Origin of the sequence: Virgisporangium aurantiacum (genome assembly GCF_016863635.1) — a bacterium.
Classification (GTDB): domain Bacteria; phylum Actinomycetota; class Actinomycetes; order Mycobacteriales; family Micromonosporaceae; genus Virgisporangium; species Virgisporangium aurantiacum.
On the sequence record NZ_BOPG01000004.1, the window covers coordinates 43679 to 64870 of the forward strand.

Annotated in this window: 13 protein-coding genes; 8 read left to right on the plus strand and 5 right to left on the minus strand. The window is 73.6% G+C overall.

Annotated features, from left to right (window positions below; all coding sequences use genetic code 11):
* Positions 1–81: 81 nt before the first annotated feature.
* A complete protein-coding gene (locus tag Vau01_RS02695) occupies positions 82–2079 on the minus strand; it encodes a hypothetical protein (protein ID WP_203986726.1) in 1998 nt (665 codons plus the stop codon).
* 120 nt (positions 2080–2199) lie between these two features.
* On the opposite strand from Vau01_RS02695, the gene cofD reads away from it, so the two are divergent.
* Genes cofD through Vau01_RS02715 form a run of 4 tightly spaced genes read left to right on the plus strand, consistent with a single transcriptional unit; the run spans position 2200 to position 5868 of the window.
* A complete protein-coding gene (gene cofD, locus Vau01_RS02700) occupies positions 2200–3201 on the plus strand; it encodes a 2-phospho-L-lactate transferase (protein ID WP_203986728.1) in 1002 nt (333 codons plus the stop codon).
* Positions 3194–4222: a coenzyme F420-0:L-glutamate ligase gene (locus Vau01_RS02705; protein WP_203986730.1), complete on the plus strand. Its 1029-nt coding sequence runs from the start codon at positions 3194–3196 to the stop codon at positions 4220–4222. Before cofD ends, Vau01_RS02705 begins: the two co-directional genes overlap by 8 nt.
* Complete coding sequence (locus tag Vau01_RS02710) at positions 4219–4746, plus strand: NUDIX hydrolase (protein ID WP_203986732.1); 528 nt, start codon at positions 4219–4221, stop codon at positions 4744–4746. Before Vau01_RS02705 ends, Vau01_RS02710 begins: the two co-directional genes overlap by 4 nt.
* A 33-nt stretch (positions 4747–4779) precedes the next feature.
* Complete coding sequence (locus tag Vau01_RS02715; protein ID WP_203986734.1) at positions 4780–5868, plus strand: mannose-1-phosphate guanylyltransferase; 1089 nt, start codon at positions 4780–4782, stop codon at positions 5866–5868.
* A gap of 200 nt (positions 5869–6068) precedes the next feature.
* Here Vau01_RS02715 and Vau01_RS02720 read toward each other — a convergent pair whose 3' ends face one another.
* Positions 6069–7256, minus strand: coding sequence for a glycosyltransferase family 4 protein (locus tag Vau01_RS02720; RefSeq protein ID WP_203986736.1), 1188 nt, complete (start codon positions 7254–7256; stop codon positions 6069–6071).
* Between the two features lie 161 nt (positions 7257–7417).
* Positions 7418–9658, minus strand: a complete 2241-nt coding sequence (locus tag Vau01_RS02725) for an N-acetylmuramoyl-L-alanine amidase (RefSeq protein WP_203986738.1) — start codon at positions 9656–9658, stop codon at positions 7418–7420.
* An 80-nt stretch (positions 9659–9738) separates the two neighbouring features.
* On the opposite strand from Vau01_RS02725, the gene Vau01_RS02730 reads away from it, so the two are divergent.
* Positions 9739–10440, plus strand: a complete 702-nt coding sequence (locus Vau01_RS02730) for a TIGR03089 family protein (RefSeq protein ID WP_203986741.1) — start codon at positions 9739–9741, stop codon at positions 10438–10440.
* On the opposite strand, the gene Vau01_RS02735 is transcribed toward Vau01_RS02730, so the two are convergent.
* Entirely contained in the window at positions 10427–12370 is a 1944-nt protein-coding gene (locus Vau01_RS02735) for an acetoacetate--CoA ligase (RefSeq protein WP_203986744.1), read from the minus strand. The two genes, Vau01_RS02730 and Vau01_RS02735, sit on opposite strands and share 14 nt — an antisense overlap.
* A 55-nt stretch (positions 12371–12425) precedes the next feature.
* Here Vau01_RS02735 and Vau01_RS02740 point away from each other — a divergent pair, with 55 nt between their 5' ends.
* The 3 genes from Vau01_RS02740 (at position 12426) to Vau01_RS02750 (ending at position 15769) form a co-directional block, all read left to right on the plus strand.
* Positions 12426–14270 carry a hypothetical protein gene (locus Vau01_RS02740; protein ID WP_203986746.1) on the plus strand — a complete coding sequence of 615 codons (1845 nt, stop codon included), beginning with the start codon at positions 12426–12428 and terminating at the stop codon, positions 14268–14270.
* A gap of 148 nt (positions 14271–14418) precedes the next feature.
* Positions 14419–15141 (plus strand): hypothetical protein, encoded by a 723-nt coding sequence (locus Vau01_RS02745; protein WP_203986748.1) that lies wholly within the window; start codon positions 14419–14421, stop codon positions 15139–15141.
* 73 nt (positions 15142–15214) lie between these two features.
* Complete coding sequence (locus Vau01_RS02750; RefSeq protein WP_203986750.1) at positions 15215–15769, plus strand: Uma2 family endonuclease; 555 nt, start codon at positions 15215–15217, stop codon at positions 15767–15769.
* Positions 15770–15774: 5 nt separating this feature from the next.
* Here the strand turns inward: Vau01_RS02750 and Vau01_RS02755 are convergent, their stop codons facing one another.
* On the minus strand, positions 15775–21150 hold the full coding sequence (locus Vau01_RS02755; RefSeq protein ID WP_203986751.1) for an SCO7613 C-terminal domain-containing membrane protein: 5376 nt from the start codon (positions 21148–21150) through the stop codon (positions 15775–15777).
* Between the last annotated feature and the right edge of the window lie 42 nt (positions 21151–21192).

Genomic DNA, 21192 nt, shown 5'->3' on the forward strand with positions numbered 1-21192 from the left:
CCACTATGCGACGCGCATCACCCCAGGAGACGCGGAAGCGGCCGCGGACCCTGTCGGGTCCACGGCCGCTCCGGGTTTACGTCAGTGCCAGCGCTCGGTCGGCTGGTCGTTCTGGTTGGTCTGGTTGCCCTGGTTTCCGGGCCGGATGACCTGCGTACGCTGGCCTTCCTCGTCGGGCTGCTCCACCGACGCGGTCGGCTCCTCGCCGCTGACCGCCTGCGTCGGCTCGTTGTCGTTGCCCGCTCCGTTGCCCGGACGCAGCACCGTGGTGCTCTCGCCCTCCAGGCCGGGCTCACCCGAGTTCGCCGGCCCCGACACGGTCGACGGCTGGCCACCCGGCCCCGCCGGCGACTGGCCCGGCGGCGTCCCGAACGGCGAAGCCGGCGGCGTCGAGGGTGTCGACGGCCCAGCCGGCGCGGACGGGCCCGACGGCCCCGATGGCGCCGAGTACGGCTGCGTCGACGGCGCCGAGTACGGCGAGGCCGGCGGGAACGCCGATCCCGGCGTCGGCGCCGCCGGCGGCCCCGAGGCCGGCGCGGCCGGTGCCGAAGCCCCGCCCTGCGGCGTGTACGGCGCCGCGAACGGCGACGTGGCCGCCTCCGCACCGTCCGACTGCCCGATCTGCGGCCAACCGCTGGACGGCGGCGTGCCGTACGGCGACGACCCGGCGGCGGGACCGCTGGTCTGCGCGCTTGGCGGCGCCGCGTACGGCGACGAACCCGACGTGGGCGCGCTCGACGGCGTCGCACCGGCCGCGGGGCCGCTGGTCGGTGCCGCGTACGGCGACGAACCGCCGGTCGGCGCGGCGTACGGCGACGAGCCCGACGTGGGCGCGCTGGACGGCGCGGCGTACGGCGACGAACCCGCGGACGGGCCGCTGGTCGGGGCGCTCGGCGGCGTGGCGTACGGCGACGAACCCGCGGTGGGCGCCGCGTACGGCGATGCACCCGCCGATGCACCCGCCGATGGCGAGCCGTACGGCGAGGCGGCGGCCGGCGTGCCGGTTGCGGTGGGGTCGGCGGACGAGGATGCCGGAGTGCTCGTCGGCACCGCGCCGAACGGGGAGGTCAGGTCGCCGGCGCCGGAGGTGGGTGCCGACTGTGCGTCCGGCGCTGCCGAGCCGCCGGCGGCCGCGGCCTGGGCGCCGGTGGTCTCCGGCTTGGGGGCCTCGGGCGTCGCGTAGCCGGGCTGCGCGCCGTAACCCTGCGCGCCCGCGGCCGCACCACCCGCGGCGGTGGCGCCACCGGGCCAGCCGGCCGCGGCGAACCCGCCCGCCGGCGTCCCCTGCTGGTGCGCGGCCTGGGCGGCACCCGGCTGCTGCTGACCGGCGGCCTGGGCCGGGTATCCACTCGGCGGCGTGCCCTGGTAACCGGCCGGCTGCTGCCCGTACTGCGTGGCACCGGCCGCCGCGTACGGCTGGCCGGGCTGGTAGGCCTGGGTCGCACCGGCGCCGCCGGTGGGCACGTACCCGGTCTGCTGCTGGTAGCCGGCCTGACCGGCGCCGTACCCGTAGACCGCCTGCTGCTGGCCGGTCTGGCCGGGCTGGTAGCCACCCGCGTACGGGAACGGCTGCGCCGCCGGTAGCCCCCGCAGCGACCGGAAGGCCACGAATCCGACGAGGCCGAGGAAGGCCAGCATGACCAGCCGCACGAGCAGGTCTTCGAACGCCCGCCGGACGTCGCCGGTGCCCTCGAACCCGCCGTCGCCCGCCGTGTACGCGAAACCGGAGAAGATGCTGATCAGCCCGAAGAACGCCGCGAAGCCGACCTCGGCCAGCGTGACGATCGTGATGATCCGGGCCATCGGCACGGGTGGACGCACGTGCGTGGCGATCAGCACCGCCACCGCCAGCGCGACGGTGATCGGCGTGGCGAGGAAATCGCCTGCGAGCGAGTTGGCACGCGACGTGAACGACCCGCTGAAGTCGTCGAACTCGAGCAGCAGACGTGCGAAGGTGACCAGCAGGAGAACGCCGGTGCCACCGAGCAGCACGAACGCGATCACCTGACGGAATGGCTTCGTCTGCTCAGCGGCCGACGGCGGGGCCGGTGCCGCCGGACCGGTGGGCTGGGTACTCACGGATCCCCCAAAGGGCTGACACACATTCGGACGGTGCGAGCCTAGTGCGTGCCGGCGCCGACCGGCACACCGAACACCCCCCGAACCCGGGCATCCGGACCTGCGGGAGTATTGCTTCCCATGCGCATCGTGGTTCTGGCCGGCGGCATCGGCGGCGCCCGTTTCCTGGTGGGAGTGCGGGAGGTGGCCCGGCAACTCGCGGGGCGGGGCACGCCGGCCGAGGTCACGGCCGTCGTCAATGTCGGTGACGACGTGACGCTGCACGGCCTACGGATCTGCCCCGATCTCGACACCGTCGTGTACACCCTGGGCGGCGCGGCCGCCAACGGCAAGCCCGGCCCGCGAAGCTCCGCGTTGCGGCCCGCGCAAGCCGCCGACCGGGGGTGGGGCCGGCGCGACGAGTCCTGGGTGGTGAAAGAGGAACTGGCCGCCTACGGCGCCGAACCGACCTGGTTCGGCCTCGGCGACCGCGACATCGCCACCCACCTCGTGCGCACCCGGATGCTCGACGCCGGTTACCCGCTGTCGGCGGTCATCGAGGCGCTGTGCGCCCGCTGGCAGCCCGGCGTCCGGGTGCTGCCGGCCACCGACGACCGGGTGGAGACGCATGTGGTGACCGAGACCGAGGCACTCCACTTCCAGGAGTGGTGGGTCCGGCACCGGGGCGCGTTGCCCGCGAAGCGGTTCGTGTTCGTCGGCGCGGAGGCCGCCAAGCCGGCGCCCGGTGTGCTCGACGCGCTCGCCGCCGCCGACGTCGTGCTGCTCGCGCCGAGCAACCCGGTGGTGAGCATCGCGCCGATCCTCGCGGTCCCCGGACTCAAGGACGCGCTCGCCGCCCCCGTGGTGGGGCTGAGCCCGATCATCGGCGGGGCGCCCGTGCGTGGCATGGCCGACCGGTGCCTCGCCACCGTCGGCGTCGAGTGCACGGCGGCCGGGGTCGGCGGACTGTACGGTGCCCGGTCGGCGGGCGGGATCCTCGACGCGTGGCTGGTCGACACCGCCGACGCGGGCACCGAGGTCGACGGGGTCCGGGTGGTCGACTGTCCCTTGTGGATGTCCGATGTGGACGCCACGGCGGCGATGGTCCGCGCGGCACTCACGGCGGCCGGTCTCGATGTCTGAGCTGACCGTGCGGCCCGTCACCGGAATCGGTGACGTGACACCGGGCGCCGACCTCGCCGCACTCATCGCCGCGGCGGCGCCGTGGCTGGCCGACGGGGACGTCGTCGTCGTCACCAGCAAGGTGGTCAGCAAGGCGGAGGGCCGCCTGGTGCCGGTGCCACCGGAACCGGGCCCCGAGCGCGACGCCGCCCGCGACCGCGCCATCGACGCGGAGACGGTGCGCGTGGTGGCCCGGCGCGGCCCGATGCGCATCGTGCAGACCCATCACGGCCTGGTACTGGCGGCCGCCGGTATCGACGAGTCCAATGTGGACCGTTCGCACCTCGTGCTGCTGCCGGCCGATCCGGACATGTCGGCCGCCGCGCTGCGCACCCGGATCCGGAAACGCCTCGGAGTGAGCGTCGCCGTCATCGTCTCCGACACCATGGGACGCCCGTGGCGGATCGGCCAGACCGACGTCGCCATCGGCGCGGCCGGCATCGGCACGGTGCGCGACTACCGCGGGGAGCCCGACGCCTACGGCAACATCCTCGACGTCACGCAGGTGGCGGTCGCCGACGAACTCGCGGCGGCCGCGGATCTGGTGAAGGGCAAGGCCGAACAGGTTCCGGTCGCCGTGGTGCGCGGGTTCCGGTACGCGCCGGCCACCGGAGGTGGGGCCCGGGCGCTGGTGCGGACCGGTCCCGAGGACATGTTCGCGCTCGGCACGGCCGAGGCCCGCGCCGACGGCCTCCGGCTGGCCGCCGGGCTTCCGGACGACGGTCCGCTGGGCGACGCCGACCTGCCGCCCGGTGCGGTGGAGCACGCACTGTCCACCGTGGACACGAAGGTCGACGTGCTCACCGCGTCACAAAACAGGGTGACGCTGAGGCCCGGCGGCGATCCGCGGCGCCCGGCCCGCGCGGGCGCCGACATCCATCGGCTCCGCGCCGCCCTCGCGGCGGCCGGCCTCGCCTCGACCTGGACCGACTCCGACGATTCACCGTTCGGGACAATCACCGTGGGGATGCCCGCATCATGACGCTCTACTCCGACGCCACCGGTGTCCTCAGTGGACTGTCCACATCAGACGCCGGCCGGTTCCGCGACCTGCTCGCCACCGGCCCGCAGTCGGTGCTGCCGACCGCGGCCGGGCCGCACCTGACGGCGAGCGCGCTCGTCGTGGGTGTCGACGGCCGCGTGCTGCTGTGCCTGCACGGCCGGGTCGGAATGTGGATGCAGATGGGCGGCCACTGCGAACCGGGCGACCCGACGCTCGGTGCGGCGGCGCTGCGCGAGGCGCGCGAGGAGTCCGGCATCGACGGCCTGACGATCGGCCCGGACCCCATCGGCCTCGACGTGCACCCGGTGACCTGCCGGTTCGGCCCGAGCGCGCACTACGACGTGCGGTACGCCGTGCTCGCACCGCCCGGCGCCGAACCGGTGTGCAGTACGGAGTCGAAGGACGTCGCGTGGTTCGCGCCCGACGCGCTGCCGGCCCCACTCGCCGACGGCGTGCTTCCGTTGATCGAACCCGCTCTGACCTGGGCCCGCCGGTCTCACTGAACGTGACGGAGGTTCATCCGGCATGATGGGCTGGTGCTGTATGCGGTCATTCTCGCCGGAGGCAGTGGCACGCGGCTGTGGCCGCTGTCACGTGCCGGCCACCCCAAGTTCCTGCATCCGCTGACCGGAACGTCGTCGACGCTGCTGCAGGCCACGGCCGAGCGCCTCGACGGCCTGGCCACCGCCGACACGACGATGGTGGTCACCGGGGTGGCGCACGCGGCCGCGGTGGCCCGCCAACTCCCCGACCTGCCCGACGACAACATCCTGGTCGAGCCGGCCCCCCGCGACTCGTGCGCCGCGATCGGCCTCGCCGCCGCCATCATCGCGGAGCGTGAGCCCACCGCGCTGATGGGCTCGTTCGCGTCCGACCACCTGGTGGCCGACGTGGCCGCGTTCCAGTCCGTGGTGCGCGCCGCCGCAGTGGGCGCGCAGGCCGGCAAGCTGATGACGATCGGCATCACGCCGACCCGGGCCGAAACCGGCTACGGCTACCTGAAGTGCGGCGCCGTCACCGCCGGCAGCCAGATCCGGGCGGTCGAGGAGTTCGCCGAGAAGCCCGACGCGGAGCGCGCGGAATCCTACGTGCGGTCACGCGAGTACCTGTGGAACGCGAGCATGTTCCTCTGGCGGGTCGACGTCTTCCTCAACGAACTCGCCCGCCAGCAGCCCGAACTCCACTCCGGCCTGCGTCGCATCGCTGCCGCGTGGCACGGCCCGCGCCGCGAGGACCGCCTCACCGAGATCTGGCCCACACTGAAGAAGATCTCCGTCGATTACGCGGTGATGGAGGGCGCGGCCGCCGAAGGCCTGGTGGCAACGGTGCCCGGCACGTTCGGCTGGAACGACGTCGGCGACTTCCACACCCTGGGCGACGTCCTCCCCGGCGACGCGAGAGGCAACGTCGTCCTCGACGACGCCAAGGGCGAGGTCATCCTCCACGACTCGGCCGACGTGGTGGTCGTCCCCCGCACCCATCGCCTGGTGGCGGCCGTCGGATTGACCGACATCGTCATCGTGGACACCGAGGACGCCCTTCTGGTGTGTTCCCGTGGGCGGGCCCAGGAAGTGAAGGCAGTCGTCGATGCACTCCGTTCCCGGGGTGCCACTGACTATCTGTAGGTGGGTTTTCGGGGGTTGCGGCAGTCGCGGCCCGCAACCTTTAAGGAGCTTGGTACGCAGACCAGCCCCTACATTGCTTTAAAAAGGGTGGGCGGCGGAATCACCTGTACCACGTAAGGTTTTCGGGTCGGAGCGACCCACGAAAGCATAAACGCTTTAAAAATCTGCTTTCGTGGGTCGCTCCGGCCCGAAAACCCATCTCAGCGAAGAGCGCCGCGCGCAGCATCCCCGAGAACCGCAGCTTCCCGAGCCGCACGGGTCCAAGCGGCCAGGTGCACATCGGCACTACTGGCCCACGTGAACTCCAGCGCCCGTGTCAGCCCAGCCGCGGCCAACGACTTCCGGCGGGGTTCGTCGTCGAGCAGAGCAGCCAGGTCGCGGCCGATCTCCTCCGGGTCGGGGCCCGTGTAGGCGACCGCCTCGCCGCCGACCTCGGGCAGCGACAGCCGGGGCGTGGTGAGCACCGGGGTGCCGCAGGCCATCGCCTCGAGGATGGGAAGGCCGAAGCCCTCGCCGAAGGACGGGTAGGCGGCGATCATCGCGCCGCCGAGGAAGCCGGGGAGGTCGGCGTAGCGGAGGTAGCCGGGCCGGAGCAGGCGGAGGTGGGCCGGCACCTGGGAGACGGCCTGGTCGATCTCGTCGTCGTGGCCCGAGCCGCCGGCGATCACGAGGGCGGGCGGGTTCGGCCGGTCGCGCACGGCGGCGACCCAGCCGCGGATGAGGCTGGGGACGTTCTTGCGCGGCTCCTTCGCGCCGAGGAACGCGATGTAGCCGGTGGCGCCCAGCCCGAGGCGGGCCCGGACGCGGGCCTTCTCCTCCTCGGCCGGCACGTGGAAGGCGGCCGGGTCGACGCCGTGGTAGGCGACGTCGATGCGGGTGGGGTCGGCTTCGAGGAGGCGGATCAGCTCGTCGCGGGTGGCCTTCGAGGGGACGATCACCCGGGCGGCCCGGCGCAGCGAGGTCTTGATCGCGGAGCGGAAGAACGTGCGACGGGACTTGTCGTAGTGCTCCGGCTCGGTGAAGAACGTGGCGTCGTGCACCGTGACGGTGACCGGGCAGCTGATGCGCAGCGGGCACGTGTAGAACGGCGAGTGCAGCACCTCGGCGCCGATCTGCTGGGCGAGCAGCGGCAGGCCGGTCTGCTCCCACGCGAGGCGGGCCGGACGGTGTGCGGCGGCGGCCGGCGCGGCCACGACCCGGGCGGCGGGAAGCTGACGGGCATAACGCTCCGCGTCGGTGCGCTGGCACACCACCGCGATGTCGGCACTCACCCCGGCCACCCCGGCCAGAGCGCCCAGCAGCCCATCGACGTAGCGCCCGACACCGCCCCTGTCTGCAGGGACACTCGTGGCGTCGACTAGCACGCGGGGTGGGCGACCGGGGGTCACGTGACGGCTCCTCCGCACTGGTTGATCATCCGCCCGATTTGGACGGCGGAACAGTGCCCGTAGGGATGGGTTAGAAAACCTTACGTCACTGCCCCGTCTGCCCAACACTACGCCGACCGTGCGACACCCAGCCGACCGTGCCGCCTCCGTTGAGGCAATATTCAGGCCAGCACAATGGGAACGTCACCTGGTTGGCCGAACGTGACGGATCCGTGCTTGCGGATGTTCCAGTCGCCGTTCCGCCACACGGCGGTGTCGGCGCGCCCGTCGCCGTCGTACTGTGCCGGAACGGGTGTGTCGCCCGGTTCGCCGTACTTCGACGGCACCCGTCCGGGTAGAAACCACCGTCCGGTCACCGGCGACCAGGCGGCCGGGTCGGTGGTTCCGTCGCCGTCGTAGTCGGCCGGTAACGGAAGAAAGTTCGCTTCTCCCAACCGAATGGTGCGTCCGCCGCGGATGTGCCACATTCCCTCGCCGGGTCGGTACACGGCGATGTCCGCGCGCCCGTCGCCGTCGTAGTCACCCGGAACGGGGACGTCGCCGGCAACGCCCCACTGCGTCGGTGGACCCACACCGAGCCACCATGTTCCGTCGGATTCCCGCCACACCGCGGGCTCCGCGCGTCCGTCACCGTTGTAGTCGGCCGGTATCGGACGGTCACCAGGCCGTCCCAGCGTGTACTGCTCCAGCGTTCCGCCGCCGGAGTTGGCGATCCGCCACCGGCCGGTCGACGCCGTCCACGTGCCGGGGTCGCCGCTGCCGTCGCCGTCGAAGTCGGCGGCCACCGGCAGGTCGCCCACCCATCCGTGCAGCACCGGATCGGCGGAGCCCCGCACCCGCCAGGTCGCGTCCGACGGCCGCCACACGCCCAGTCGCGGCCGCATCGTCGACGGCTCCGTCCGGTCGCCCATGTACTTTCGCGCGGCGTCCCGGATCGCGCCGAGCGCCGCCACGCCGCGGTCGCCGGGGCTCCCGGTGTCGCTGGTCTGCCGGTGCGGGAGGACGCGCGGCAGCGTGACGGCGGTGCCCGCGCGGAACCGGGACGTGCCGCCCTCGCTGGTCACCTTGACGCTGCTCCACGGATGCACCGCGGTCGGCGCGAGCGACAGTTTCCAGCCGGCGTACCGGCCGATCGCGTCGACGGCCGCCGGCGGCACCGCGGTCCGGTCGAAGTCACCGAGCAGCGCGATCCCGGTCGCCACCCGGTTGAAGCCGCTCGCATGCGCGCCCACCACCGGCCGGGCGAGCCCGCCGTAGCGCCCCTCCCACAACCGCCCGAACCGGTCGACCAGCACCGGGTACCCGATGTCGCCCCAGCCCCGCGACACCGCCTGGAAGTAGTAGATCGTCCGCAGCATCCGGGGTACGTCGGCCGGTTGGTAGTCGGTGGCGGTCGCGGTGTGGTGGAGCACCACGGCCTGCACCGGTCGGCCGTATCCGGGCGTCCAGTCCATCAGGCGTTCGTCGGCGCCCCAGTCGGCGCGCCGGGCGATCGGCGGCATCGGCACCGCGCCGGATCCGGGGGTGGCGCCGGTCGCGGGCCGGCCGGCCGCCGCGTCTCCGGGCGCGCTGCGCGGGTCGATGAGGTCCACCGCGAAGTCGGCGAGGCCGGCCTTGCGCGACGCGCTCACCTGCACCTCGATCGCGTCGGCGGCACCGAGCCACAGCAGGTCCGCGCCCTGCCGCCAGGCCGGCGCGGCCTCCTGCCGGTCGGCCGCCACCGGGTCACGCGCCGCTCTGTCCGTCGGCTGGTGCGCGGGTTCGTCCGCCGGGCGGTCGTCGGGGTCGCGGTCCGCGGTCGCGGCACCCACCGCCCGCCATCCGGTCCAGCCCTGACCGGGGACGCGCGACCGCACGGCCACGCTGACCCGCGCGGCCGGATCGCCGGTCCACGTGACGCCGACCGCGCTGAACACGTGGGTGTCGGCCTGCCGCAGGCCGAGCGTGCGGGTCTCCCGGTCCCCGCGCAGGCCGCCCGCGCCGGCGGCGATCGGCAGGCCACGGGGCATCCCGGCCCGCACCTGCACGCCGGCGGCCGGCTGGTCGGCGTCGCCCAGCCGCAAGTGGGCCACCTCGGGCGTCACCGCTCCGGCCACCGCCGGTTCGGCGGCCGGCCGGAACAGCGGCCCGGAGCGGCCGCGCTTGGCCTGGGCTGCCTCGGCCGGACCCGGCCGGGCGGCGACCGCGGTGTCCGCCGGTACCGCCACGGACTCCGGCCGCGGCACGACCGGCGTCACCGAGGCAGCGGCCGACCCGCCGGTCGACGGCCGGCCGGACGCCGCGACGGCGGGACCCAGCGGGGCCGGATCGACGCCGGCCTGGTCGCGATCGTGGTCGGTGACGAGCAGCAGCGACACCAGCACCGTCATCGCCGCACCGGCCGCCCACAGCCGGCGCCGCACCTGCCGATATGGTCGCCGCGACACGCTCGATCACCACCCCTCCCGGGGGCTAACGCGTGGCCGCTGCTTTTGGAGATGCCGTGACGACACTTGCCGACCTGCCTGCCCGGACCGCGGCCGCCGACCCGGCCCGCCCGTTGCTGACGTTCTACGACGACGGCACCGGCGAGTGGGTCGAACTGTCGGGGAACACGTTCGCGAACTGGGTGTCGAAGACCGCGAACCTCCTGGTGGACGGGTGTGGGCTCGGCCCGGGCGACACCGCGCTGGTCGCCGTCACCCCGCACTGGCAGACCGCGGCGATTCTCGTCGGTTGCTGGGCGGCCGGCGTCGCCGTGGAGACCGACCCGGACGCCGGTGCCGACGTCGCGTTCGCCTCGTCGGCGGTGGACACCTCGGCGGGCGACCGGTTCTTCCTCGGGCTCGCCGCGATGGGCATGCCGTACCGCGGCGACCTGCCCACCGGCTGGGTGGACTACATCGCCGAGGTGCGGCCGCACGGCGACCACTTCCGGCCGGTCACCCCGGTGCGCCCGGACGACCTCGCGCTGGGCGGGGAGACGCACGCCGCCGTGCTCGCCCGGGCCACCGCCCGTGCCGGGGAACTCGGGATACCGGCCAACGGGCGGGTGCTCGTCGACGTCTCCCGGTACCCGGACCCCGTCGATCATCTGCTGGCGCCGTGGGCGTCCGCTGCTTCGATCGTCCTCTGCAAGGATGTCGACGCGACGACGCTGCAGCGGCGCGCGGAGACCGAGCGGGCGGGCCTCACTCTCTCTTAGCCAGCGCCTCGTATTCAGACAGCGACTCCGGGTTGGCCAGCGCGCCCTTCGCGGCGGCCTTGTCGGCGGGTGTGCCGGTGAGGATGCGCTTGACCGGCACCTCGAGCTTCTTGCCGCTCAGCGTGCGCGGCACGGCGCTGACGCTGTGGACGGTGTCGGGGACGTGGCGCGGCGAGAGGCCGCTGCGCAGTTCCTTCGCGATCTTCCTGATCAGCTCGTCGTCGACGGTGACGCCGGACGCGGGCACCACGAACAGGATCAGCTCGCCCGGACCGCCGTCGGGGTCCTCCAGGTGGATGACGAGCGAGTCGGCGACCTCGGCGAAGCCCTCGACCACCGAGTAGAACTCCGACGTGCCCAGCCGGACGCCGCCGCGGTTGAGCGTCGCGTCGGAGCGGCCGGTGATCACGAGCGTGCCGCGCTCGGTGATCGTGAGCCAGTCGCCGTGCCGCCAGACGCCCGGGTAGGTGTCGAAGTAGGCCTCGCGGTAGCGGCTGCCGTCGTCGTCGTTCCAGAAGCCGACCGGCATGCTCGGCATCGGTCCGGTGATCACCAGCTCACCGAGTTCGCCGGTGGGCGCCGGGGTGCCGTCGGGGCGGAACGAGTCGACGGCCGCGCCGAGGGCCCGGCAGGTGATCTCGCCCGAGTAGACCGGCAGCAGCGGCACGCCGCCGACGAACGCCGTGCACACGTCGGTGCCGCCGCTGGCACTGGAGAGGATGAGATCCTTGTTGATCTTCTCGTAGACCCACTCGAATCCTTCGGGCGGCAGCGGTGCGCCCGTTGAGCCTAGGCCACGGATCTTGGTGAGATTGCCCGGATTTATTTGGTTTTTTCGGCATGACAGCAGGAATGGGGCCGAGGTACCGAAGTAGGTGATCCCGGCTTCCTCGGCCAGCCGCCAGAGCGCGTCGAGGCCCGGGTGGGCGGGGTCGCCGTCGAACATCACGATGCTCGCGCCGACGGCCGGTGCGGACGCGAGGTAGTTCCACATCATCCAGCCGGTGGTGCTGAACCAGAAGAACCTGTCCTTCGGGCCGAGATCGTGGTGGAGGGCGAGCATCTTCAGGTGTTCGAGCAGGATGCCGCCGTGGCCGTGGACGATCGGCTTCGGCAGGCCGGTGGTGCCCGAGGAATAGAGGACGTAGAGCGGGTGGTCGAACGGGACGGCCTCGAAGGTGAGCTCGTCGTCGGTTTCTTTCTCGAGCTCGTTTTGTTGGGTTTCGTTGAGATATGCGAGTTCGATGACGTGCCTGAGGCTCGGCAGCGCGTCCCGGATGGCTTTTACTTCGTTCCTGCGGTCGATCTTCTTGGTGCCGTACACGTAGCCGTCGACGGCCAGGAGCACGGTCGGCTCGATCTGCAGCCACCGGTCGACGACGCTGCGCAGGCCGAACTCGGGTGCGCAGCTGCTGAAGACGGCGCCGATGCTGGCTGTCGCGAGCATCAGTTCATACGTTTCGGGGATATTCGGGGCGTAGGCGGCAATCCGGTCGCCCTTGCTGACGCCCATCCGCCTGAGCGCCGCTGCCGCCCTGCGGACGCGTTCACGCAGCTCGGCCTTTGTGCGGTGCACCGGCTCGCGGCTCTGGGAGTAGGCGCTGACGATGACGTCGTCCTCTGCCCTTCCGGGTGCGCGCAGGACGTGCTCGGCGTAGTTCAGCGTGGCGCCGGGGAACCAGCGGGCGCCGGGCATCTGTGCCCGGTCGAGGGTCGCTCCGGGCGGGGTCGTCGAGCTGACCTGGAAGTAGTCCCAGATGGACCGCCAGAACTCGGCGGGTTCACGCACCGACCACTGCCAGAGTTCCTGGTAGGCGGCCTGGGTGAAGTCGCGACCGAGCTCAGACCGGAGCCAGTCGAGGTAGTGGCCGATCCGGCTGGTCGAGCGGACGTCGGCGGGTGGGGTCCAAAGCACGTCACCAGCGGTCATGGTTGTCATTCTGCCCGGGCGGCCCGCGGGTGACCGGGGACGGTACTTTGCTGACATGCGCCATATCGGCAGCTTGTTGGCCGGTCTCGTGGTCGCGCCCCTCGCGTGGGTGCTGATCGCGGCCGGCCAGCCCCGCACTGAGCAGACGTTCGCGCGGTGGGCCACCACCGACTCCATCTACACCGGCGACGTGCTGGGGCCGCTCGGCCTGGTCGTCGGTGCCGGCCTGCTGCTGGGGCTGATCGCCGCTCTCCGCGTGTCGCCCGTGGGTCCGGTCGTGGCCGGCGTCTTCTACCTGGGCGTCTACGGCTATGCGATCCGGGAACCGGTCTGGGTGGTCGACAAGCTGCCACAGTTCTCGATCAACGGCTACCGCATCGACACGGTGCCGCCGTTCACCAACGGGACGATCGCCCTGGCCGGGGCAATCCTGGTGACGGCGGCGCTGAGCCGGCGCAGGTGGCAGAAATGGCCCGCCGCCGCCGTTGCTCCCTCCGCCGCCGTTGGGACCGAGGAGCCGACGCCCGTGCCGGAGTCTCCCGCTCCCGCCGGCGCCCTGGCCGGCGCTCCGGCCGGCGCTCTGGCCGGTGTGGCCGCCTTCACGCCGAACGAGGTGGCGCCCGGCCCACCCCCGGCCGTGGGCGACGACCCGTTGTGGCCGTCAACCCCGTACGCCGAATTTGACTCGTCGTTGACCCGCGAGTCGATGTACGCCGGCCTGACCCCGGGAACCCCCGAGGACCTGCCGAGACGCACCCCGCCGAAGCGCCCCACGCCGAACGAGCAGCCCCCACCGGAACCTCCCCGATCCGACGCCGGCCCGGCCGCGGGACGCACCCCACCGGCGACGCCGCTGATTCCCAGCCCGAGGCACGCCGCCCCCACCGAAGGCTGGCCCCTGGACACCTGGTCGACCAGCCCGCCGGCCGCGTCTCCCGACCACCCGCCGACGGCCTCTCCCGAGCGCCCGCCCACGGCTTCTCCGGATCGCCCGCCGACGGCTTCTCCGGATCGCCCGACCAATCAGCCCACGATCGAGCCGACCTATCAGATCCCGCCGGCAACGGATCTCACGCAGCCGGTGCCACCGTCGGACCTGACCCAACCGGTACCCCCACCCGGCCAACCCACGGCGGGACCGACCAGCCCGCAATCGCCGTCCCAGCAATCACCGGCCCCGCAACCGCCGGCCCAGCAGCCACCGGCCCAGCAACCACTGGCCCCGCGGCCGCTAGCTCCGCAGCCTTCTGCCCAGCAGCCTCCAGCTCAGCAATCACTGGCCCCGCAGCCGCTAGCTCCGCAGCCGCCGGCCCCGCAGCCTTCTGCCCAGCAGCCTCCTGCCCAGCCCGCCGCCGCCCGGCCCGAACCCCCGGCGCCACCGGCCTCCACGCGGTCGGCGCCGGAAAACCCGCCGTCGAACCAAGCACCCCCGGTGCCACCTGTCGATCACCGAGCGGGCGCACCGGCCCAACCCACCGCCCCGGTTCCAGGCCAGGCCTCGCCGGCCGACCTACCGTGGCTGTCGGGCTCGCCCAACCAGCCGGACCAGGCCGACCCGGCCGGCAACCCCGATCCGGCGGGGCCGTCGCTACGGCCGGTCAACCCGTTGGCACAGCGTCCGGTCAGTCCCCCGCCGGCCGGGCCGCCGCGCTCGCGGCCGGTGAATCCACTGTCCACGCGTCCTGCGCCACCGACCATGCCACCCACCGAGCCACCCGCCGGAACAGCCGCCGGCCCACCCGCCAACTCGCCCGCCGGGTCGGTCGGCGAGCCATCCGACTCGACGCAGCGGCTGCCCGGCCAGGCAACCCCCGCGGACGTTGAAGCCGACGAGTGGCCTCCGGACCCGCCGACCGCCTCTCCGTGGTCGCGGCCGCCGCGTCCACCGCAGGAGACCTGAGCACTCTTCCGGGTGCGAGTCCAAGATCGGGCAAAGATCGGGGCGCGGGCAGGGTCAACGAGCGGGCCGATCGTTGTAGCGTCTGGGAAGGTCCCGCATCGATCCGGAGGTCAGCGTGCGTCACCTGGCCAGCGTCATCCTTGGTCCCGTGCTCGGCTTCGTCGCCTACATCCTGTTCGGTTTCGGAGCCACCCGCATGGCCGTCGAAGACGGGTGGTCGACCGACAACATTGTCGGCCTCCTCGCGATGGTCGGTGCCGGGGTGGCCTACGCGATCCTGGTGGTTCCGCGGCTCTCCCCGATCGGCCCGGCCCTCGCCGGCGTCGCGTACCTGGGGATCGGGCTGTGGATCGTCACCGATACATCGTCGTTCCTCGATGTTATGCCCGCCGACATCCTCGGCCTCGACAACTCCGGCTTCGGCGCCGGCACCTTCCTGGTGGCGCTCGCGATCCCGTTGCTGGGAACGCTGCTCAGCCCGAACCGCTGGATGAGCCGGGCGCGGCCTGCGGTGCAGCCGGCAGGCGCGCCGCCGATGGGCGCACCGCCGCCCGGCGCGCTGGCCGGCCAGCCGAACCAGTTTGGCGGCCCACCGAACCAGTTCGGCAACCCACCCGACCAGTTCGGGAACCAGCCGAACCAGTTCGGCAACCCGCCCGACCAGTTCGGCGGCCAGCCGAGCTACCCCGGCACGCCGCCCATCGGGGTCCCCTACAGCGGTCCGCCGTCGTTCGGTCCGCCGCCGGGAAGCCCGGTCGGGCCGCCGCCCGGCAGCCCGGTGGCCCCATCGGGTTTCGACCCGTACGGCAACCCGCCCACGGGCAACCCCGACGACCCGCTACGCCCCGACATCACCCGCCGGATCCAGTGACCCGGGCCAACGCTGACAATCCGCTGACAATCGGAACCGGCTGGACCGCACTGACCCTCGGTAACATGAGCACATGAGCGCGGACGTTGTGGGGAAGGCCATGCCCGCCCGGTTCGGGCTGGACGACCTGGCCGCGATGAACGCCTTCGACGCGTTCGGTCACCGGTATGAGACCAGTTCCGAGGGGATGTTGTCGGTCATGCCGCCGCCCGACTCCGAGCACGCCGTGATCGCGACCCGGTTGACGATCTGGCTGGCCATGGCCGGATGGACGGCCGAACAGATCATGCAGGCGGCCGGCATCCGGATTCCCGGCGAGGACGGCGACAGCGGACGGATTCCTGACCTCACCGTCTGGTCGAAGCCGCAGCCGCCCAGCGTGTGGCTGCCGATCACCGATCTCCTGCTGGTGATCGAGATCGTGTCGGTCGGATCGCGGTCGACGGACAAGGACACGAAGCGGTACGAGTACGCGTCGGCCGGCATCCCGCAGTACTGGGTCGTCGACCGGGACAACGCACAGACCGTCACCCTGCACCGTCTCGGTCCCGACGACACCTATGTCGAGCGGGCGAAAATGCCGCTGGCCTGGTTGCTGCGCACGGAGCCGTCGGAACACCTGGGCTGAAGCGGTCAGCGGAAGGTGCCGAACGCGCCGCGGAAGCGGCGCGTTCGGCGTTCGTACGTCGCGCCCAGGCTGATGAGCAGTCCGCCGGTCAGGGTGAACAGCAGAAGCAGGATCCACAGCGGCAGGTACCGCCCGACCACCACGAGTTCGTTGGCCGCCGCCAGAACGGTGACCACCGCTCCGATCGTCACCGGGGCCTTGTGCCTGCGCACCGACCCGATGGCCACCGTCAGCACGGCCGCGACCAGCAGGAGCACCCGGCGGATCGGGCTCGCGTCGGTGACCAGCACGATCGTCAGCGTCGGGGCGAACGCGGCCACCAGGGCCGGGCCGTAGGCCAGCCAGCTACCGAGTTCCGGCCGCCGGCGCAGTTCGACCAGGCCGATCACCAGCGCCAGCACCGCGAACGGCAGCGTGTACGCCTCGGGGATGCCGATCTGCGCATCGCGCAGCAGCATCCAGATTGCCACCACCTCGATGACGGTCGCGGCCACGATCAGCGTGGAGCGGTACTGGTCGGACCGGCCCTGCCGGATGGCGGCCACGCCGAGCAGGGTGCCGGTGGCCATGCACGCCACGGCCGTGTACTCCGGGAAACCCGTGGTGAGGGCGATCGCCACCACCAGCGCGAGGTAGCCGAACGCCTCCAGCAGCGACTGCTCGCTCTCCAGGCTGGCCACCCGTTCGGGGTCGTTACGGCGCAGCCGGGGCAGCGCGGCCGACATCCCGAGGAGAAGCGCACCGGCCGCCAGCACGGCCACCGCGGTGGTCCGGGCCGGCAGGTGGGCGGCCAGGCCGCCCGCGATGCCAAGCCCGATCAGGGACCCGGCGGCGAACTGCCACGCGAACAACCGGGCGAATCCGGTACGGCCCCAGACGGCGCCGATCACACCGAAGAACACCGTGCCGGCGAACGTGCTCACGGTCGTCGACGGGGTGGCGAGGCTGCCGGTGAACCCGGCGCCGGCCGCGGCCAGGCCGATCACGAAGATGGCGCGACGGGCCAGCCGCAGCGAGTTCGACTCGGCGGAGGCCGGTGGTGGCGGCGTGAGTGCCAGGCCGAGCCCAGCCAGCACGGCCACGACCAGGGTGATCGTGTTGTACACCGGCCACGGCACGTCGAGTGCGGCCGGGATGATCAGCAGCGTCACCGCCACGCCCGGGATCACCACGGCGACGGCCCGGTCGATGATGGTCCGCCGGCTGCCGCCCAGCCCCACCGCGGCGAGGGCGGCGGCGAGCGTCAGCGTGGCGGCGGCGAGCACGTCGCCCGGGTTGCCGGTCCACCGCTCGAACCAGCCGAGGTTCGCCGCGGTCTCGGCGGTGCCGGACCACGGGTCGTCGATCCACTGGTACGGGCCGAGCAGCGCGGCGGCGACGGCGGGCGCGATCACCACGAGCGCCACCCCGGCCGGCACGGCGCTGGCGGCCATCACGCCCGAGCCGAAGCCACCCGGCCGGCGCGCGATGCGCCAGCTAGGCAGCGGGGTCCGGGTGCGGTCGGGCCGCCAACCGGTGGTCGGCGCCCATTCCGACGTCGGGCGCTCGGAGCGGACCCGCAGCAGCTCGGCGATCACGCCGATGAGCGCGGCCGCGGCGGCGTAGATCGCCGCCGGCAGGTCGGTGGCCAGCGACGTCAGCGCGGCGACGGTCGCCGAGGCGGCCACCCCAACGGTGACGTACGGCAGGTACATCGGGACGTACCGGCAGAGGAACCCGGCGACGGCCAGGCCCACCGCGGCGCCGGCGAGCGCGCCGGTGACCGGCACGTCGACGTCGTGGGTCAGCGTCGCCGAGAACGCCGCGCACGCGCCCGATCCGGCGAGCAGCGCGCTCGCGACGGCCGAGCCGCCGACCACCGGCAGGTGCGCGCGTCCGAAACCCGCCGCGCCTTCGACTTCCTGGTCGGCCCGGCTCTGGTCGACCAGCCAGCCCGCGAGCGCCACGATGACGCCGACGGTCAGCATGCCGAGCAGCGTGCCGGCCGTGGCACTGGGTTCGCAGAGGCTGGCGGCGGACGTGTGGATCCCGATCGCCGCGCCGACGCCCAGCCGGGTGAACCCGGTGCGCGGATTCCACGCGATCACGGCGGCCAGGCCGAACGCCATCGTGGCCAGCAGCCCGATCACCAACGGCGCCGCCCAGCCGAGCTGGAACGCCACCGGCACGGACACCGCGGCCAGCCCGGCGAGCACGGCCGCCACGTCGTCGCCGACGGGCTTGGGCATCGCGACCGCCGCGGCGGCGGCCAGCAGGAACAGGGTGATCGGCACCTGCGTCCCGAAGACGGCGTACTCGCTGGCGGTCTGCGACCACTGCTGGCCGAGGTCGGCCTTCCACAGCGGGCTGGCGGCCTGGATCACGCCGACCGCCGCGCCGAGCGCGCCCCACCCGGCGAGCGCCGCCACGATGCCGCCGACGGCGGCGGCGCCGGCCACCGGTCCGCGCCGCCAGCGCTCCTCGCGCAGCAGCCGGGTACCCAGCGCGACGACCAGCACCAGCGCGGCCACCAGCACGAGTTCGCTGCCCTCGACCAGCAGCGCGGCGGCCCGGGCGAGCGCGGCGGTGCCGGCGATGGTGACCGCGGCGGCGGCCAGGTCGGAGCCGTCGAGCCGCTGGCCGAAGAGGTCGCGGTCGTCCATGCTCGGCGCGAGCCAGAGCAGCACCGCGCTGCCGAGCAGCAGCAGGGTCACGACGATGTCGATCGAGGTGGCCTCGTCGACCATCAGCGTCGCGATCGTGACCACGCCGGCCGCGCCGATGGCACCGGACACGACCGGCGGGATCGCCCGTCGCTGCACTACCTGCACGAGGGCCGCGTAGGCGAGCACCACGGACAGCGCGAGGTACGTGACGACCAGCACCGCCGTCGCGGCGAACGCCTGATCGGAGGCCCGTCCGACGACGAACGTCGCGGTCAGCGCGGCCACCGCGCCGGGGAACGCGAACACCGCGCCGCCGGCCGCGGCGTCGGACGCGATCCGGGCCACCATCTCGGCGCGGGGGTCGGTCACCGCGGCCCGCCGGCCGACCGCCACCGCGAACCCGGCGATCGTGATCGCGGCGAGCGTCAGCGCGGTCGCGGCCGGCCGGGTGAGGCTGGCGGCGGCCGCCCAGGCGCCGACGACGAGTGCCGCGCCGAGGCAGATCCACGCGGTACGGACGAGCGGGTCGGCGTTGTCGGCGGTGGCGCCGTAGCGGTCGGAGACCAGGTTCGTGGTCGGGCGGGGTTGGCCCCATCCGGCGTTGCGCTGGCCGGGCCGGGTCGGGTCGACGGACACCCGGCCGGTCAACGGATCGATCGAGGGCCCGGGCGGGTCGACGTGGGCCGGCCGTGCCCTGGCGCGCTGGACCTGCCCGACGCGGGGGGCGGCAACGCCGGCCACGATCGCGGCGGCCACCGCGACCGCGGGCGTCATCACCCAGTTCAGGCCGAGGGCCGCGGGTGCGGTCAGCGCCGTGAGCCCGCCGCCGATCACGATGGCGTCGATGCGGTACTCGACCGGGAACAGCAGCGCGGCGGCCACCGTGAGCAGCATCGCCGCTACCAGCAGTTGCCAGGTGGCGCCCTCGGACAGCGTCGACACGCGCTGTTCGTAGGTGGCGAGCTCGGTGTCCCAGTAGGGCGAGGCGGCGCGGATCGGCGCGCCGATCGCCGGCATGGCCGCCCAGAGCCAGAACAGCACGGTGATGGCGCCGGCCAGGCCACCGGCGACCGCCGGGCCGCGGCGTGCGCGGTCCGGCAACACGGGGACGAGCGCAGCGGCGAGCGCCACGGCCGCCGCCGTCACCACCAGGGCATATCCGGGGACGGACACCGTGGCGACCCGGGCCGCGGCGGCGACCACGGCGAGGACGGCGAGGCCGCCGGTCAGGTCGCCGATCGGCTGCCGCCGCTGCTGCAGGGCACCGGCCACCCCGACGGCCGCGGCCAGCACCAGCACGCCGGCGGCCCGCACCACCTGTGGCACGCCCTCGGCGTCGACGAGTGCGGTGGCGGCGAAGGCGATCGCGGCACCGTAGGCCAGCGCGAACAGCACCCAGGTGGCGTCGCGGAGGAACGCCGCCCAGCGCCCCTCGCCGGGCAGCACCACCAGCCCGAACAGCGGCCGGTCGGCCGACACGCCGAGCCCGAAGCCGAGGTTCATCACCGCGACGCCGACGAGCGCGAGCGCCCAGCCGGTCGGGTCGGTGACGAACGGGTACGCGAGCAGCGGGATCACCGGCTGCAGCACGAGCAGCGCGGCGTACCGGGGGGCCAGCAGGTGCGTCAGGTACTGGTACCCGAGGCAGATCGCGGCGGTGAGCATGCACACGATCGCGATGTAGATCTGCGGGGGCACGTCGGCGTCGCCGAACAGGCCCTCGGTGTACGCGACATACCCGTCGACCAGCACCATGAGCAGGGCGACCGCGGCGAGCGTCTCGGCGGTGGCGATCAGTTGCCGGCCGGCGAGGATCACCGGCAGCACGAGCAGAACGAGCGTGATCAGCCCGAGAACGGCCATCCGCCCGACGGCGCCGAGGCCGGTGAACGAGAACGTCATCACCACCACGGCGGCGGCGAGCAGCAGCCCGCCGAGCGTGAACAGGACCGTCTGGTTGGCGCCGGAGCTGGTCTCGACGCCGACGAGCCGGCCGCGCGGCGCGCGGGGCCGGTCCTCGTCGAGCGGTGCCACGCGGCTGGACCCGGGCGGCAGACCGGGTTCGTCGAAATCGTCGTCGGAGCGGTTGCCGCCGAAGCCGGCCCGTAGCCGGCTGAGTCGGGCGAAGCGGGCGAAGCGGCCGGGTGGTTCGAACCGGCCGGGGCGAGCGGTCGGTCCGCCGCCGGTCTGGCCGGCTCCGGCGCGACCCGGCCCACCGCCGGGACCGCCGCTCGGGCCGCCACCGGGGCCGGTCGCCCGGCCCGGCCGGCGCCGCGCTGTTCCGCCCGGGCCACCCGGCGTTCCGGGGGCACCCGGCCGGCGCGGCGAGAATGTTCCGTCTGGCAGCGGGGTGCCGCCGGGACCGCCGGCGCGGGCCCGCGACCCCCGGGCAGCACTTTCCCGTGCCGCGCTTTCGCGCGCCGTGCTCTCCCGGGCCGCGCTGCCTTCCCAGGCCGCGCTGCCTTCCCGGGCCGGGCCGCTTTCCCGGGCCGGGCCGCTTTCCCGGGCCGGGCCGCCTTCCCAGACCGCGCCGTCGTCGTCCCAGGCGGGGGTCTCCTCCGCGGCTGCTCCGGACCGGCGGGGTGGAGTGCCGGGACGGAAGCCGGCGGCCGGCAGGTCGGTCTCGGGCCGCTCGCGTTCATCCGACGGCGGCGCGAGCTCCTCCCCGCAGTGGGGGCATTCGGTCGCGCCGCCGGGAACGGCTTCGGAACAGTACGGACACGGGTACGGCTCCACGCGGCTCCCTCCCGTGTCCGTGCGACTACCGCACGCCCACCC

Coding starts and splice junctions, on each gene's coding strand:
- cofD (WP_203986728.1), top strand. CDS start 2,200: ATGCGCATCGTGGTTCTGGCCGGCGGCATCGGCGGCGCCCGTTTCCTG.
- Vau01_RS02705 (WP_203986730.1), top strand. CDS start 3,194: ATGTCTGAGCTGACCGTGCGGCCCGTCACCGGAATCGGTGACGTGACA.
- Vau01_RS02710 (WP_203986732.1), top strand. CDS start 4,219: ATGACGCTCTACTCCGACGCCACCGGTGTCCTCAGTGGACTGTCCACA.
- Vau01_RS02735 (WP_203986744.1), bottom strand. CDS start 12,370: ATGACCGCTGGTGACGTGCTTTGGACCCCACCCGCCGACGTCCGCTCG.
- Vau01_RS02740 (WP_203986746.1), top strand. CDS start 12,426: ATGCGCCATATCGGCAGCTTGTTGGCCGGTCTCGTGGTCGCGCCCCTC.
- Vau01_RS02750 (WP_203986750.1), top strand. CDS start 15,215: ATGAGCGCGGACGTTGTGGGGAAGGCCATGCCCGCCCGGTTCGGGCTG.